We start from the raw sequence: 16,157 nt of genomic DNA on the forward strand, positions 1-16,157 counted from the left end.
CGATAAAGGGGGCCGAGCCTATAGTAAGCGGTACGATCGCCGCGGTAGTGCCGATACTCGTTCCAACAAGAAGCTTCGTAATTTGGCGATACGAAATTTCAGATTAAAATCTCTCTAGCATTCGAACTTGAAATTTTAAGAAGCCAAACAATTTAAAATTTAAATTTCTTAAATTTAATGTTATAAAATTTTAGCCTTTGCGGTTACGGATTTTATTTTGAGTTCGTAAATTTTCGTGCGCTTTAATGATGCTTTGGAGGCGAATTCTACGCGCGACATGTAGTTTGGGGTGTATTTTTCGCAAAGTATCCGCAAGGCGTAAATTTTACGCTCGTCATCTAACACTTCGTTTGCTTCGCAAACGGCGATCGCGCTGCGGTACTCCGTCGTATAAACTCTAGAGCCTAAAGCGGCAGCATCGTTTGCGATAGATCGGTATTCTTCGTCGCTTGGGGTAGGAACGCGGTTGTAGCTAACAAAAACCGCCGTTACCGCGCGTCCGTTTTGAAAGAGTTTCGCCTTTGTGCCGGCAGACGCGCCGTGGATATAAATAACGTCTGCATCGCGCACCGGCGAGATAGGCACGCTAAAAATTTCGCCGCTCTCGTCGATGCAGCTAAGCGTAGCGTATTCGCTCTCGTCGATGATTTTTAACGCCTCATCTTCGCTTAGCTGCCTATCTCGTCTGCGCATTTAGTCCATCTGGTTGCGTAGGAATGCGGGCTCGTCGAGCTCGTCGTAGGTTTCGTCTCCGTTAAAATCGCCGCTACTTACCTTTTGTCTAGAAAAGATAGAATTTCGACCCATGCTCTCTAAAAGCGCCTTCCTGCGATCCGCTACGTTATCGCTGGCGACCTGCTTTTTTTCCTCGATACTCCTTTCAAAGCCAGTGGCGATGAGAGTAACTTCGACGCGGTTATTTTCCATCTTAGGATCGGTGGTGGTACCCCAAGTAACGTCGGCATCCTTATCCACGGTATCTTCGATGATATTCATCGCGGATTCAATCTCAAGCAAGGAGCAATCAGGCGACATCTTAAAATGCACTAACACGCCCATAGCGCCGTGGATGGAGGTATTGTCCAAAAGCGGAGATTGGATCGCGCTTTTTAGCGCCTCTTCTGCCGCGCCATCACCTTCGCTAACGCCGATACCCATAAGCGCCAAACCGCGGTGCGTCATTACCTTTTTGACGTCGGCATAATCGACGTTGATATCGCTATCGCCTGATTCTAAGATCACGGAGATCATACCGTTTACGGCTTGAAATAGGACATTATCTACGATCTTAAAGGCATCTTTTAGGCCGGTTTTTTTATCGATGATCTTCAATAAATTTTGATTTGGGATAACGATTATGGAATCACACTCTTTTTTAAGTTCTTCAAGACCCTCTTGTGCCAGTCGCATGCGCTTTTTACCCTCAAAACCGAAAGGGGTGGTAACGACGCCGATGGTTAGCGCTTTTTTCTCTTTCGCAGCTTTAGCGACGATAGGTGCAGCGCCGGTGCCGGTACCGCCGCCTAGACCGGAGCCCACAAAAACGATGTCGGAGTAGTCCAAGCGGTCCTTAAGATCGTCGTAGTTCTCCTCTGCAGCCATCTTGGCAAGCGCTGGATCCATACCGCAGCCAAGGCCTTTAGTGGTGTTTTCGCCTAGTAAAATTCTAGTATTTGCGATCGATTTTTCTAACGCCTGCGCGTCGGTGTTAGCCACCATAAGCTCAACGTCGGTTTTGGTAAATCCTTCGCGGATCATATGATTTATCATGTTGCATCCGCCGCCACCGACGCCGATAACCTTCATCTTGGCACCGTAGATGCCCTTTCTTTCTTCCATGCTGTATCCTTTCACGAGTATCTCCTTAGCTTAAAATTTAAAACCAATTTTTCATAGACGACCAAATTTTACTGAAAAAATTCTGTCCGTCTTTTTTGGGAAGTTGGATATTTAGATCCTCCTTCTTAGCCGCACCGCTATCCGCTCTGACGCCCTCTTTTTCTATCGCCTTGCTGACCTCTTTTTCATAATATTCGTTCACATTTCGTTTCGGAGCCTTGTTTATAACTTCGTCTTTGTAGCGGAGTTTGCCGTTAGAGTCCATCTCGTAAGGGGTGAATTCGCCGAAACCATACATGCAAAGTCCTAGTGCGCAAGAATTTGAAATATCATCAGCGATCTCGTGCAAGCCGCCCACGCTTTTTGCTCTTGCAACCCTAACGGAAGTGTTATCAAAAACTATCGCTGCTAAATCGCGCACGTCATCCAGCTTCGCCATGCCGCCGGTAATAACTATACCTGCGCCTATGCGGTCTTTATAGCCGCTTCTTTCGATCTTATCGGCTATCATATCGAAGGTCTCTTTAACGCGAGCGAGTATGACTTGAGAGATGATCTCAAGGCTTATTATGTGGTTTTCTGACTCGCTATCTCCTAAAACAGGCAATTCAACTTCGCTATTGCCTTGATTAATTAGATCGTTATAGGTAATTTTAATGTTTTCCGCATACGGAAGCGGCGTGTGCAGAGCACGCGATAGATCGTTAGTAACGTTATTGGAGCCGAACATCACAACATCGTTATAACGTAAGGAATTTCCCAGATGGATGACTATATCGCATGTAGCACCGCCCATGTCAATCAGTACGACACCTAGCTCTTTTTCATCCTTGCTAAGCGTAGATATGGATGATGCGTAGCCTGAAAGGACGATGTTATCTACCTTTACTCCCGCCATCTCAACGGATTTTTTCAAATTTTTAATAGAGCTTTCCGGCGCGATGACGATATGTGTAGATACTTCTAGACGCGTGCCACTCATACCGAGCGGATCTTCAATATGCTCCTGCTCATCAACTCTGAAATCATACGGAAGCACATGCAAGATTACGCTATCGCTAGGCACATTTGCTTGCGCTTCGGCAACCTGCATAGCGCGCTTGATTTCATCCAGTCCAATCTCATTTTCCATAGTTATGACACCGCGAGATTTAACGCTTTTGGCGTATGAGCCCGAGATAGATATAATGGCTTTATCGTAGCTTCTGCCAGCTCCTTTTACAGCCGCTTTTACCGCCTGCTTTATTGAGCCCGCGGCTTGTTCTATGTTTGTTATGACGCCCTTTTTGATACCTAAAGTATCGGCTCCGCCAACGCCTAAGACCGTAAAAATGCCATCATTTTTAGCGATTATCGCGCGAATTTTAGTTGAGCCTATATCTAGACCTAAAATATACTCACTCACTGTCTTTACCTTTAAAATATCTTTCGGTTTTATAGCGCTTTTCTAGCATTTTGGTTAGATCGTCTTGCAGATTGGAATTTAATAACGCAGTTATCCTATCGGTGACGATCGCTTTTTCTTTATCTATCTCTTCGCTGCTGCCTAGGCTCTGCTGTAAAATTTTATACACTACGGCTTTATTATCAAACATCACTATCCCTTCTTTGGCAGGCTTATTAAACATATCGATAAGAAATTTATAAAATTCGTCATCGCTCAGCTTGGTATTATTTTTACTATTAAGAGATAGCGTGCCGAAATCTTCGCCTTTAAAATTTTTAAGCGCATCTTGAGCTCTTTTTTCAAGTAGCTCTTTGCGTTTCTTCGTTTCAAATTCTTTAGAAGCCAAAGACTTAGCCTCTTCAAAGCTCATCTGCCTAGGCTGCTCTACGCCGTTCAGTTTAGCAATCAGATATCCGCCTTTGTACTCGAAAGGCTTTATGACATCTCCTGGCTTTGCCACCTCAATCTCAGATATTGGAAAATTGCTAGCCGTAGCAACTATGGTTTCATTAGTATCGATTTTGCCTTTTTTAATATCTGGAAAATCTTTTTTTGCGATTTTTTTAGCCTGATCCATTCGGTAATCTTTTAAGACATTAGGTTTGGCTTCTGCAAAATCCAATAGTTTATCATCCAGGCTTCTATACTCGCCTCTGTGTTCTTCATAAAATTTACTTAGTTCGGTCTCATTCACATCGGTATTGCTAGGCGCCACAAAATATGCTCCTAGAGTATATTTTTTCTCGGTCATAAAGTGCGATTTCTCGCCTTCCCAAAATTTCTTTAGCTCGTCGTCATTAAAAGTGACGTTAGCGTCTGCGTAGATGATCTCTGCAGAAACCTTATCCTGCATCAGCTGCGATGCTGCAAATGCTTCTACGATCTTAGGGCTAGGTGTTATTTTTAGCGCTTTGCCGAGTTTTTCTAAAGTTAGGACCTTTTGTAGATTGCGCTCAAATTCTTTTTTAGTAAGTCCAGAATTTTTTACTACGTTGTTGTAAAGTTCCTTACTAAATGCGCCATTTTCTTGGAAATTCGGCGAGTTCAGTACAAATTCCGCCACATCTTTATCACTAGCCTGAATGCCTAAATCTTTAGCAAAATTTAGAAAATACGCTTCGCCGATTAGCTGATCTACTGCGATCTGATCTAGATGCATATTTTTGGCTTGTTCTTGAGTAAATTGCCCATCGCTCATAGCGTTTAATCTATTGTATAACTCGGTTGATTTTATCTTATATTCTTGATTCGTTATTGAAATCTGCCCTACTCTAGCGATTGAGCCTGCGCGGTTAACGTTCATATCATATGCGCCCCAGCTGACGAAGCCTGCGCCTATGAAAGCTATCGCGCTTATCCAAATCGTCGGTATAAGTGACTTCTTATGCTTTTGCATCCATTCTATCATCTAAATCCTTAAATAGCTAACTAAAGAAATTTTTTGTTAGTAATTATACAGATAAAACCTTATGTAAGGCTGAAAAATAGGCATTTTTGGCGAATTATAACGCGTTAGTAAATGATTTGGTATACATTAATCTTAGCTTAGCAAAAGTAGCTTCGAACTCATTTCTAAAATCGCTATTTTTTTCGCCATTTGCTGCGCGCTCCTTGCATGGGCAAAAACCCCATAGCCGCGAATCACCATTATATCGCTATTTTCATTTATCATATAGTTACAAATTTCATACGGCGCACGCTCGTGCCAGTCGTCGTAGTTCTTAGGATCGTAAATTTCAATGCGCTTAAATTTGCTCACCCCAAAGTAATCTCGCGGCAAAATAAAATCATGCTCCAGCGTATATGCGACGAGATATGGTGGTGTCGCGTAGGTTACGAATTTCGCCTCTTTTATATTTTTGTAAATATTTATATGTATATCGCTATCGATGCTAGCATCCTGCCAGCGGTAGTCTTTTTTTGAAAACAGCGTTATAAAATCATCTCTATCCAGGCTATCGAAAATCGCGTCTTTTTTGTTGATCAAAAATTGATTTTCTTTAATTTTTGCTGAAATCGAGCCGTGAAAGATCCCAAAAAGCCTATCTCTAAACATCGAAAGCGAAATTTTGCGTAAAATTTCATAATAATACTCGTCCATCTCTCGCCTTTGTAAAAAATTTCGCTATTATATAGAATTAGAAATTTCAAAAGGATAAATTCAGGTGCAAGCTCCACATATTCCGGTACTTTTTTCGCAAACGATCGCCGCATTTTCGCAGCTTGAGGACGGCTACGTTATCGACTGCACGCTAGGCTACGGAGGGCACAGCGAAGGCATTTTAACCGCTAATCCGCGTCTTAAGCTTATCGCTTGCGACAGAGATGCCGAAGCGATAGAATTTTCGCGCGAGCGGCTCAGTAAATTTAAAGGTCGCATAGAAATTCACAAAGCAAAATTTAGCGAAATTTTAGAAATTCTGCCCGAGCAAAAGCTCCGCGCAGTTCGCGGAATCCTAGCCGACATTGGCGTTTCATCTCTTCAGCTGGATAAAAACTGCCGCGGCTTTTCCACTAAAAGCGACGCGCTAGATATGCGAATGGATGAGAGCGCAGCTCTAGATGCGGCGTATGTCGTAAACCGCTACTCACAAGCGGATCTGGCGCACATTTTCCGCGAATACGGTGAGCTAACAAACGCTAACGCAATCGCTGCTAAAATAGCTACTGCACGGACTAACGCACCACTAACAAGCGCTAAAGCTTTGGCAAATTTAATCGGAACAAAGCCCGTTAAAGGGCGCAGCATCAGCACGGCTACGCTAGCATTTCAGGCGATCCGCATCGAGGTAAACGACGAGCTTGGCGAACTAAAGCGCCTGCTCGCGCTCATTGAGCAAAAATCGCGCGATTCAATTCTAACTAATGCAACTGTCGCTATAATCTCATTTCATTCGCTTGAAGACCGCATAGTAAAGGAGCGATTTAGGGCGTGGGAGCGCGATTGCGTCTGCCCTAGAGAGTTTATGCGCTGCGAATGCGGCGGCGGGCATTCGTTAGGTAAAATCCTAACCAAAAGCCCTATAATAGCAGACGCGCAAGAGCTTGCAAAAAACTCGCGAGCAGCGAGCGCGAAGCTAAGAATTTTTCGACTGAAATAACCGTCTTTGATTGCTATGAATTTTAAATTTTGACGAAATTTTGTAAAATTTACAGATTTGCAGGCATTAAATTTTAAAATTTTACGGAATTTTGAAATCCAGCTTTCAAAGATTGGCTTTAGAATTTATGATATTTTCAGCGTTATTTCGAACGCGCAATGTCTAAATCATAAAATTTAACGTTGAATTTTACGCTATATTTAACGTATAATTTTATGATATTTAGTTGCTGCATATTTTAAAAACTAAGTGGGAGCATAGATACAGAATAGAGTGAGAGTTAAAATTTGGCGCCTAAAACAAGTGGCGTAATGCCAAATCTAGTCCTTTACTTTAACGAAATTTAGCAAGCGAGCCGTTGATTTCATCGCCATTTTAGATGATAGGGCTTATCTTGCAAGTGATATCCTTCGTTTAGCGTTTTAAGGCACATCGAAGACGCAGTAAAATTTTAAGCGGTTTTTCAGACGATTTGACAAAATTTTATAAATAGTCAATCTCGGTAAAGTGAGCTCGATTTTTACCCACCAAAGCGAATTTTCCCAAGCAGGCGGTGCAAAAACGAGCAAAATTAACGCGATGCTTCTTTTGAAGCTTCTGCTGCTATACAGTATCGTGCAAAGAGCCAGATAAATAAACGCAATAGCCCGCTAAAGTAAAATTTTGCTTTTGCTGGCCAAGATAGAATTTGGCGAGTTAAGATAAAATTCCATTTACCGAGGTAAAATTGCAAAGAAAAATTTTGCTCGTAGCTTTGCTTTTAAATTTTACCTTAACGGCTATTTGCTGAGCGCACGCTAGCTGCTGGCTTCGAGCCGAATTTTATCTTGACGCAGGCGCTTTGGCAGCAAGTAAAGATAAGATCGTGGTTTTAAATTTATGGAGATTTTAAATGAACAAATATGAATATTTTGCCGACGACGATGACGGGCATGACTTCGCAGGGACATCCGATCTAGCGGGCATAGAGCTCGCAAAAAGACGAGCTATGGAGGATCTGACGGATGAGGAGCTAGAGGATAAGCTTGCCGCGGATCTCGCCGTAAAACGAAACTATGCGGGCGCAGCAGGAGGTTACGACGATTTTGCTGGCTTGGAATTCGAAAATTCAGGCTTTACAAGCATCCAAAACCATCTAAATTCCGAAAGCGGCGGAACAAAATTTAATAAAAGCAGCAAAGTAAAATTAAAAGGACGTGGCGGCGACGCAAATCTTTCAGCCGCTCGTGGCAGCGATAATTCCAGCGGAGCGAGCTACGGGGGTTTTGCAGGTGCCAATTTTGTCGGCAAGGCGGATTACGCGGCGTTTGCAGATGCAAGCTTTGCAAGCACGCAAAATCAAAATTACGCGGATCTGGGCGCGCAGGATTATTCAAGCCTTGCTGCAGGGCGCAGCTATGGCAGTTTTGCTGGCGCACAAGACGAGCTACTACGCAACTACGATGCCGAGAAAAAAAAGGAGAAAAATCTCACGCTTTATCAGCTTTTAGTCGTTTATCTGCTGATCGGATTTGCGTTTTTGCTGACGGTGCCAGCGATTTACATCCGCAACGAAATTTATTACATCAGCCGCGACATCGCCGCGCTTCGTACCAAGCACGAAGTTTTGCTTGAGGAAAATCGTGCGCTTAACAACGATATCGAATATCTGCGCTACAAAAATGAAATTTTAGATCCGCAAAGCGTGCAAGAAAATGGGCGCTGATGGGATTTTGCTCGCGGCGTTTGCGTTTTTTGCTGCGCTAGTGCTTGCCCTGCTGATCGCGCTCGTACTGCAAAACCGCCGCATAAGCGATGCAAACTCCGCGCTTAGCGAGCTTTTAAGCGAAAGACTCACAGCTCAAAGTGCGAGAGCGAGCGCCGAGCTTTTCAAGCTAAATCAAAGCCTAAACGACGGCTTTAACGATAAGCTCTATTATCTTAATAGATCCCTGGGCGAGGGGTTGCAGCGCCAAAATAGCGCGCTTAGCGAGAATTTAAGCTCGTTAGATCACGGCTTTAAGGACATAGCAGAAAATCTAGCGCGAATGAGCGAGCAAAATAAAACTTCACTTCAGGTGCGTGACGAAATCGTAAGGCTAAACTCGATTTTAGGTAATGTCAAACTACGCGGCAACTTCGGCGAGTACAGATTAGAGAGAATTTTATCGATGATTTATGGGCAAAACGCCTCGTTTTACGAGCTGCAAAAGCATCTACCAAACGGCAGAATCGCAGACTGCGCGCTGCATATCGCAAAAGAAAAAATTCTCTGCATCGATTCAAAATTTCCACTTCAAAGCTATGAAAAAATTATCGCCGCCTCCGCCTTAAACGACGCCGCAGCGCTTGCTAGTGCGGATAAGCAGCTAGCCGCAGATATGAAAAAACACGCCGCAGATATCGCGGGAAAATACATCATACCGCCTCTTAGCACGGAGTTTGCGGTGCTATTTGTACCCAGTGAGGCGGTTTTTGTATATGTCTGCGAGAAGCTGCCACAGGTGCTTGAATACTGCGCGCAAATCGGCATTTTTGCGGCATCACCCACGACGCTGTTGGCGCTTTTAGGCACGATCCGTACCTTCGTAAAAGACGAGGCGCTCGCGCAAAATATCAAATCGGTAAAAGATGAAATTTACGCGCTAAAATCGGACTTTGAGGCGCATGCTAAGTGTGCGACGGCGCTTCAAACATACGCGGATAAGCTCGCCGCGCAAGCGGAACTTTTAAACAAAAATGCAAAATCTCTAAAAGCCCGTTTCGAGCGTTTTAGCGAGCTATGAGGCGAGCAAACCGTCGTGCACAATGCGGCTTGGAGTACTTTAGCAAGCTTGTAATGAGGCAGAATTTCACAGGCGGGTGAGCGGTATTTAAATTAAATTTGCACCTCGCCTATTTTGCAAATAAAATTCCCATTTGGGGTAGATAGAATTTAAAACTCGGCTTAATAGATTTGTTACGCGAGCAAGCAGAATTCGAAGGCTGTCTGACGCGCATAAAATTTGATCGGCTAAATTTCATGGACGCACGAGCAAATTCAATCCGCTTAAGCATTAAACGCACGCCCTCGTCACGATGCAGCAAGATCAATCACTACGCTTTCCGCCCAAGGAATTCAGCGCTGCTATACCGAAACAAAATTTGACGCCATATTATTGCGTACGTAATTTGCAGTTGCAGGCAAAATTCTACATTTCAGAGGCGGAATCCATGATTCATGAGCGAAATTTCGTATTTTGGCGAAACTTTAAAAAGCGGCTTACAGGCACTATGAATTTCAAACAGCAGCGCTGCGAGCGGGATTATCCGTTTAGCGCTGAGAAATTTATGGGCGTTGCGCGGATATAATTTCAGATTTTGACAAAATTTCAAAAGCGATCTGCAAGCACGCAAAATTAATCTGCAATCCCAAAAGCTCGTAAATTTGCATTTTACGGCGACACAAAAACCTCGCGCATTAAAGCGTATCCAAGATAAATATCGCGCTTGCTTTGGGCGGTTTGGTGCGAGCGTAAAGCAAAAATCGCGGTTACTTGCGAGCTCAAACCTTCGCTACGTATAAACAAGCCAAATAAAATTCTACGCCGAATATTTTTTGTCGCCGTTCGTAAAATTTCAGCGCAATTTAGCTCGCGAAATTTTATCAGCCGCAGCAAGTGGCGTAAATTTTAATTTAACTCGCGAAATTTTAAAGTCGTAGCATTCTGAGCGGCTAAATTATCGACAAAGGCCTTAAACTCTGCCTCTCATAAAGCTTTGCTTTTGCATTGCAGGCTTGCACGGCTTTCTAAAATTATCGCCAGGCAGCTTATTTTGTGTATTCGGTGTTTATTCGAAGTAAAATTTCAAAAACGGACGCGAATCTCAAAACATACGTCGTATTTAAAAAACAGAAAGATTAGACGCGCAATCTTACGCGGCGGCAAGATGAAATTTTAAGTTTGACGCGGCGCCAAAACACACAAAATTTTCTTGCGAAATCGTAAAATTCTAAAATTTCTCGACAAAAATCAGAGCCATAGCACTGCAAATCCGCCAAATACTTTCGCGCTAAAAATCCAAAATCCCGCTGCTATGGTCTCAAAAAACCGCACATCTTAAAACTCCGCGAGTAAACTGAAATTACCAAGCGCCTTAAAACCGCATGCGCAAGCAAAAAAATCGCACTGCACCTTAAAGCTACCCTAACGATCTCGTTTTACCGCCTTTATATGCCGCAAAAATCGCGCAATAGGTCGAAACTGAGCGAGATAGGATTTTAAAGGCTTGATTTTGCGATTGGTCCAAGCGCCTAGGCGCCGATCAAATCTATGCGACGGAATTTTGAGGCTACAAGGCTTTAGTGGACGCATAAACAGGCACAGCAACCAACTCCATTTGACGGAATTTTTGGTGCGACTTTACGCCGATCCGATTAATAAATCGTTCGTCGTCCGATTCGCAGCTAAATTTTGGGATATTGCTTTGCCACTTTAAGTCACTAATTCAAATCCACGCGGCGGAATTTTTGAGCGCGACTTTGGGAGTTCGCGCCGATCCAATTAATAAATTGCATGCCCCTTAACCAATGCAGCGCGAGTATGTGGCGCGTTATACGATTACAGCAAATTTGGCGCGCTAAGCTAAATGCGGGCACAAATAAGCACCACGCTATGCTTCACACCGCGACTTCGTATCGCTAGAGCCAAGCGTACGCAATAAATTTTAGATGCTTTTTTGCTTCACGCAAAATTCTAAATAGTTCTTGCAATTTTCATAAAATTTTTGAGCGTTTTACGCTACTGCGCCGCAGTCATGTTTATACTAAATCACGCTCAATCCGCGCTGCCTACTTATCGGTCGCGCAATTTTTATTGTAGTAGGCGATGGTGCGCTCGTACTCATCGTAAGCCTGTATATAATCGTTCGCGACGCTTGGGTTTGCGTATCGATCCTCGACCGCTAAAAGCTCCGCTTCGAGCTGTTTGTAGCGCTCATAAACCTCTGCACAGACGCGATCGTGGGCGTCGCCTTGCAAGATTATAGATTTATCAGCGCCCGCACTCGCGCAGCCTCCGAGCCCTAAAACGACGGCGCAAAGCGCGCTGCATAAGATTAAGCTTTTCAAAATTCTTTCCTTATTCCAAGTAAATAAATTCAGCGTAAAAATAGGTGTGGTTATAAGCCGAGTTCCGTTACAGCGGTCATTTATCTAGACCGATTTTTGCAAATCGGTTCGAGCGAACGGTTCGAATATAAGACGAAACCACCCGTTCTTGCTGCAGGTTGGGTTTGCATTGCCGCCCGTGTCTCCACGCGCGCGGTGGGCTCTTACCCCGCCCTTTCACCCTTACCGCTTGCGCGGCGGTTTGCTTTCTGTTGTACTTTCCCTAGGGTTGCCCCCGGCGTCCGTTAGACGCAACCTTGTCTTATCGCAGCTCGGACTTTCCTCTCCTTGCGGAGCGACCGCACACCACACCCGAGCGCAATTATAGCTTTTTTGGCTTAAACTTCAGGGCTTGCGGAATTTAAGGGGCGGAATTTTTGGCGTGAGCAAGTATAAACTCCCGCCTCTGCACCATTGCCGCCGGAGGATGACGACGATAAAGAAGCTAATAAATTAAATCACATCTTTAACAAAAAATAGCATAAAATTAGATGATTTTTAAATAAATTTGAAAATAATCAACAACAAGCTTATAATGCTATAATTAAAGAACTTGAAAGAGATATGGCAAATGGTAAGTTGCTAAATAATTTTACTAATGGCTATAAAGCTAATATTAAAAGCTATGAAATTAATGTACGTGGAGTTATAAAAAATGGAAAACCAAAAATCGGAACGATGTTTATCCTTAGACAATTTTACAGATATTGCAAATATCGAAGCTGAAATTATTAAGCTAATAAGTGATGATTTAAGCGATTATGCGCTTTATGAGCAGTTTGAAAATTCAGAAATTACAAAAAGAGAGGTTTCGACAGCCGGATATTATTGCCATTTCGAGTGTAAAAAAATATTAGAAAAAAGCAAAAATAACGGCTTTGTCGGCAATGTAAATTTGATGCTTTCTGGTGAAAACATTGGAGGAGCAATGGTTCTTTTGGAAAACGGAATTTTAAAAATGTTAGAATGCTACTTTTGGGAAGAGAATAATTTTTTTGAAAATATTGTAAACGGGCAATAGTAGATAAAAAACTTAAGCGATTTTAAGCTTAATAATATTTTGCTGGTTATTGGCGAAAATGAATTTAGACAACTATAAAAAGGTAAAATTTAGCAAATTTTACCTACGGCCGAGCAGAATAAAATTTTGATTTGAAATTCTATGGCTTAGTCAAAACGGCGCGCTTACTGCGATGAAATCTCACAAAATTTTATAAAATTTTTCTGCCGCGCAAATTTAAATCCACGCATCTGGCTCTAAAATTCCGTAAAATTTCGCGCGATATGGCGTGGTTTGACGTGGAGCGTGGCGTGGCGTGAGCCCTATTCTGCAGCGCGGTGCGGTGCGCTACGACGTAGCCTAAATGTGGTGCGAACCTTACTCTACGGCGCGGTTTGACGTGGCATGACATGGGACGCGTGAGTCCTTATCCTACAGCGCGCGATGCGTCTCAATCCTCGTCTGTCACGGCGCCCTCGAATATATCTCGGTGCAAAATTTCTTCCAAAACGACCGTCGCGTAAGAGCCTTTCGGCAGGTAAAAACTGAAGCTAAAATGCGCATTTTGCGCATCATAGGTGTGCTGTACGCGCTCCATAAAGCTCCACGCAAACCTGCGCGAGCCGTTCATCTGCGCCTCAAACTCGCGCGAGGGCGCAAAAATTTCATCTTCAAATCTGCCGCCAAGCCCGCTAGCTCGCAACTTCGCTCGCCCCACGATAAGGCCTGCGCTCGTGATTTCTTGCCTCGCGAAGCGCTCGCACTCAGCGCCCAGATCGTCGCAGCTAAAAAACGCGCCACGGGGAAAATGCCCTAAAATCTCGCCCCTTAGCAGCTTAAAAAACTGCGGCTGAGCCGCGATCTCACGCGCCTCCTCTTTACTTAGCCCGTAAATTTTAGCAAACTCTCCAAGGCTAAATTCCGCCGCAAATTTTGAAATTTCGACCCGCTTGCTAAGCCAGCGGTTAAAAAGCTCGCTCTGATAGGCGCTGATTAGAAAGTCGCGCATTTTGGGGTTTTTAAGCCGCCTTTGTCCGCGTAGCACCTCCTCGCCCTGCGCCGCATTGTCGCCGAACTTGCCGAAGCGTTGATAGCCGAAGTAGTTCGCAAAGCCCTCGCGCCCTAGCGTATCTAGCGCGGCTGCGAGCTTGACGGCGTCGGGCGGCAGGACCTTTTTTAGGCGGATAAAAAAGTCGTTGCCCTTTAGATGCCCGATTTTAAGCTTGTTTTTGTGCCTTTGTACGCTTAAAATTTTAAGGCTTTCGTGCGAAAATGCGCCCAGCGCGGGCTCAAATTTAGCGGGCATGCTAACGCGCTGCGTTGTAAGACCCTGCTTGTCCTTAAGCCCCGCGTAGCCAAACTCGCGCATCTTAGCGCCCGTGCGTTCGCTTAAAATCCGCAGCGCCTCGTGCGTGCTGATGCCCTTTTTTTGCAGCAGCAAAATGCAATGCTCGCCCTCACCGCTAGGCTCGTAAAGCGGCACTTCGCGCACGACGAAATCGCTTGAGTTTTTACTAAAATGCGCATTTATCGGCGCATGATTTAGGGTGTATAAATTTTTCATAGCCGGCCTTTGCGTTAATCTAAGGCACAATTTTATAAAATTGAGCCTAAAAAACTCATTATTAAGGCAAATTCTAGTATCATTGCTCTAAAAAAAAGGATGAAAAATGCTTCAAATCAGGCTCTTTCGCTTCGATCCGCACTGCGATGTAGCAAGCTACTTCAAGCCCTATGTTTATGAAAGCGCACCCTTTGCCGATCTTGCGGCGCTGCTTGATCACATCTGCGCGCACGATCCCTATTTCAGCGCGCAGGGAGTGGAATTTGTAAAAATCGGCGGCACGACGGTGAGCGTAAAAGAGCCGCTAGATACGCTCATAGCACACTTTGGAAGCGAGCTAATCATCGCGCCTCTTAGCGAAAAAGAGGCGATTAAAGACCTACGCTGCGAGCCGAGGGCATTTTTGGATAAATTTCAAGCCTTTGAAAGCATCGCGGACGCCAATGATTTCGAGTTTTACAAAAGCCTCGTGCCCTATTTTTACTCGACGAAAATCCCCGCATGCTCGCAGGAGTTTTTGGGTAACAGCGCCTTTATCTTCGCGCACCGCCTGATGCAGACGCATCCGAGCGAGCGCATGAGGATTTTAGAGATCATCGAGCCGCAGATGGCGTATTTTACGAAGTGCGACGCCGTAGGGATGGAGTTTGACGACCGCGCGGCATACAGGGCGTTTTGCGACATTTTAAAATTTGAACCCGCGCGCAGCAATAAAATTTTAAGCGCGCAGAGCATGGCGGAATTTGACGCAGCGAGCGCGAAGCACGATTTTAGCGGCTTTAACGTCGCCGTGTGGTACGATGAGGCTGCGGAGGAGCTCGCTAGCAGGTTGGGCGCGCAGATCGTGCACTTTGAATGTGAAGGCGCGCCGCTTGGAGCGCAGATATATGAGCGGGAGCGGGAGTGCGCGCTGCGGCTGGGGGGCGAAATTTTACTTGACGCGTTTGACAGCGGAAGCGATTTTTTGCTAGTAAATTCCAAGCTCGCGCTTGATTTTTTAGACGGCAGAAGCGATGAAATCCAAAGGCTTTTCGGAAGAGGCCTCGCGGGCTTTTATCTAATTGCGACGGATGAGCTCATCGCTCTAGCTCGCGGCGAGAGACCCGACTTTTCGGCACGCAAACTAAAGCCGACGCTGATTTAAGCGAACGAGGGTTTAAAATTTCAAAATTTTACCTTTTGTCTATTTGGCTACTTTTGGAATTTCACTGCTTAGCCGCCTTACTATCCATAAATTATCCGCAAAATCGTGCTTACGATAAGCCCGAAAATGCCTAAATATACGCTAAGCCCCAAGCAAAATTCAAAGGCTATGTAAAGCCAAATAATTTTACGATCTAGAGGCTTTTGGTATCTCTCATCATTTAAAAGTTTCATATCTCTTTTCATAGCAGCAAATTTAAAAAACTCATCTACTTTTGAGTCTTTCCAAAAATCAAATGACGGAGTAGCTATGAAAGCCCATATCGGTGCGAAAAACATAATAAACGACGCCGTTTGGATTGTTTTTAAAATTTCATCCATCTTGCTCTCCTGTTTTTAAAACAAATTTCCGACCGAAATTCTAATACACGCAAGCATTCTCAATCGTGCAAAAATGTTACAATCTGGTGTCCTTTTGGTAGAAATTTTCTACCGCCAATTCCACGACTACCATATTCTTTTAAAGCCTCATTCAAGACGCCATAAAGTTCATCTAACAAAATTCCGTCAATACTAGAATTTATATTTTCTAGCTTATATTTGATAAAAAACGGATTATCGACTAGCATTTTACTTGTGGTTTCGTCATAGACCCGTCTAATGTCAAGCTCAATTTCTCTACCTTTATAATAAAGCAGCCAAATCATCTCTCCGGTATATCCGTCTCTTGGATCAGGCAGATGCGGGCTACAAACAAAGATAAGCCAAATATCTCTTTGCCTGTCAATAACCCAATTCAGCCACTTTATTTCATTGGGCTCCTGTGGATCATAATGATATTTTGCCAAGCACTGATCTACACGATTTATAATATCATATTTCTTAATATCCTCTTTAGAAATATATTCTGCTACAAATGCCACCTTATCCCCTTT

Annotated in this window: 15 protein-coding genes, 1 other RNA gene and 1 pseudogene; 6 read left to right on the top strand and 11 right to left on the bottom strand. The window is 44.1% G+C overall.

Annotated features, from left to right (window positions below; genetic code table 11):
* The 6 genes and pseudogenes from Q0380_RS08630 to Q0380_RS08655 form a co-directional block, all read right to left on the bottom strand.
* A pseudogene (locus Q0380_RS08630) lies at window positions 1–82 on the bottom strand (methionine ABC transporter permease); the annotation flags it as partial.
* A 98-nt stretch (window positions 83–180) separates the two neighbouring features.
* The gene (locus tag Q0380_RS08635) at window positions 181–693 is read right to left on the bottom strand and encodes a pyridoxamine 5'-phosphate oxidase family protein (protein WP_298962722.1); all 513 of its coding nucleotides are present in this window, start codon (window positions 691–693) and stop codon (window positions 181–183) included.
* A complete protein-coding gene (gene ftsZ, locus Q0380_RS08640) occupies window positions 694–1,854 on the bottom strand; it encodes a cell division protein FtsZ (RefSeq protein ID WP_040303139.1) in 1,161 nt (386 codons plus the stop codon).
* Window positions 1,855–1,876: 22 nt separating this feature from the next.
* A complete protein-coding gene (gene ftsA, locus Q0380_RS08645; RefSeq protein WP_298962725.1) occupies window positions 1,877–3,244 on the bottom strand; it encodes a cell division protein FtsA in 1,368 nt (455 codons plus the stop codon).
* On the bottom strand, window positions 3,237–4,694 hold the full coding sequence (locus Q0380_RS08650) for a peptidylprolyl isomerase (RefSeq protein WP_298962728.1): 1,458 nt from the start codon (window positions 4,692–4,694) through the stop codon (window positions 3,237–3,239). The genes ftsA and Q0380_RS08650 overlap by 8 nt, the downstream gene beginning before the upstream one ends.
* Window positions 4,695–4,826: 132 nt before the next feature.
* Entirely contained in the window at window positions 4,827–5,387 is a 561-nt protein-coding gene (locus Q0380_RS08655; RefSeq protein ID WP_295152874.1) for a class II aldolase and adducin N-terminal domain-containing protein, read from the bottom strand.
* A 64-nt stretch (window positions 5,388–5,451) separates the two neighbouring features.
* Here Q0380_RS08655 and rsmH point away from each other — a divergent pair, with 64 nt between their 5' ends.
* From rsmH to Q0380_RS08675, 4 genes are all read left to right on the top strand, one after another.
* On the top strand, window positions 5,452–6,387 hold the full coding sequence (rsmH, locus tag Q0380_RS08660; RefSeq protein WP_298962731.1) for a 16S rRNA (cytosine(1402)-N(4))-methyltransferase RsmH: 936 nt from the start codon (window positions 5,452–5,454) through the stop codon (window positions 6,385–6,387).
* Window positions 6,388–7,279: 892 nt separating this feature from the next.
* Window positions 7,280–8,092: a hypothetical protein gene (locus Q0380_RS10515; protein WP_366806678.1), complete on the top strand. Its 813-nt coding sequence runs from the start codon at window positions 7,280–7,282 to the stop codon at window positions 8,090–8,092.
* Window positions 8,082–9,152 (top strand): DNA recombination protein RmuC, encoded by a 1,071-nt coding sequence (locus tag Q0380_RS08670; protein WP_298962733.1) that lies wholly within the window; start codon window positions 8,082–8,084, stop codon window positions 9,150–9,152. Before Q0380_RS10515 ends, Q0380_RS08670 begins: the two co-directional genes overlap by 11 nt.
* A gap of 427 nt (window positions 9,153–9,579) precedes the next feature.
* On the top strand, window positions 9,580–9,717 hold the full coding sequence (locus tag Q0380_RS08675; protein ID WP_298962736.1) for a hypothetical protein: 138 nt from the start codon (window positions 9,580–9,582) through the stop codon (window positions 9,715–9,717).
* A 1,480-nt stretch (window positions 9,718–11,197) separates the two neighbouring features.
* Here Q0380_RS08675 and Q0380_RS08680 read toward each other — a convergent pair.
* Complete coding sequence (locus Q0380_RS08680; RefSeq protein ID WP_298962739.1) at window positions 11,198–11,476, bottom strand: hypothetical protein; 279 nt, start codon at window positions 11,474–11,476, stop codon at window positions 11,198–11,200.
* A 37-nt stretch (window positions 11,477–11,513) separates the two neighbouring features.
* Window positions 11,514–11,830: RNase P RNA component class A (gene rnpB, locus Q0380_RS08685), an RNA gene on the bottom strand.
* Window positions 11,831–12,170: 340 nt separating this feature from the next.
* Here rnpB and Q0380_RS08690 point away from each other — a divergent pair.
* A complete protein-coding gene (locus tag Q0380_RS08690) occupies window positions 12,171–12,536 on the top strand; it encodes a hypothetical protein (protein ID WP_298962742.1) in 366 nt (121 codons plus the stop codon).
* 430 nt (window positions 12,537–12,966) lie between these two features.
* On the opposite strand, the gene truD is transcribed toward Q0380_RS08690, so the two are convergent.
* Window positions 12,967–14,079, bottom strand: coding sequence for a tRNA pseudouridine(13) synthase TruD (truD, locus tag Q0380_RS08695; RefSeq protein WP_298962745.1), 1,113 nt, complete (start codon window positions 14,077–14,079; stop codon window positions 12,967–12,969).
* 106 nt (window positions 14,080–14,185) lie between these two features.
* On the opposite strand from truD, the gene Q0380_RS08700 reads away from it, so the two are divergent.
* Entirely contained in the window at window positions 14,186–15,223 is a 1,038-nt protein-coding gene (locus tag Q0380_RS08700) for a hypothetical protein (RefSeq protein WP_298962748.1), read from the top strand.
* Window positions 15,224–15,303: 80 nt separating this feature from the next.
* Here the strand turns inward: Q0380_RS08700 and Q0380_RS08705 are convergent, their stop codons facing one another.
* Together Q0380_RS08705 and Q0380_RS08710 are read right to left on the bottom strand one after the other, a co-directional pair.
* The gene (locus Q0380_RS08705) at window positions 15,304–15,603 is read right to left on the bottom strand and encodes a hypothetical protein (RefSeq protein ID WP_298962752.1); all 300 of its coding nucleotides are present in this window, start codon (window positions 15,601–15,603) and stop codon (window positions 15,304–15,306) included.
* A 59-nt stretch (window positions 15,604–15,662) separates the two neighbouring features.
* Window positions 15,663–16,145 carry a hypothetical protein gene (locus Q0380_RS08710; RefSeq protein ID WP_298962754.1) on the bottom strand — a complete coding sequence of 161 codons (483 nt, stop codon included), beginning with the start codon at window positions 16,143–16,145 and terminating at the stop codon, window positions 15,663–15,665.
* Between the last annotated feature and the right edge of the window lie 12 nt (window positions 16,146–16,157).

The sequence above is a fragment of the uncultured Campylobacter sp. genome, from assembly GCF_937959485.1.
Taxonomy (GTDB): Bacteria; Campylobacterota; Campylobacteria; order Campylobacterales; family Campylobacteraceae; genus Campylobacter_B.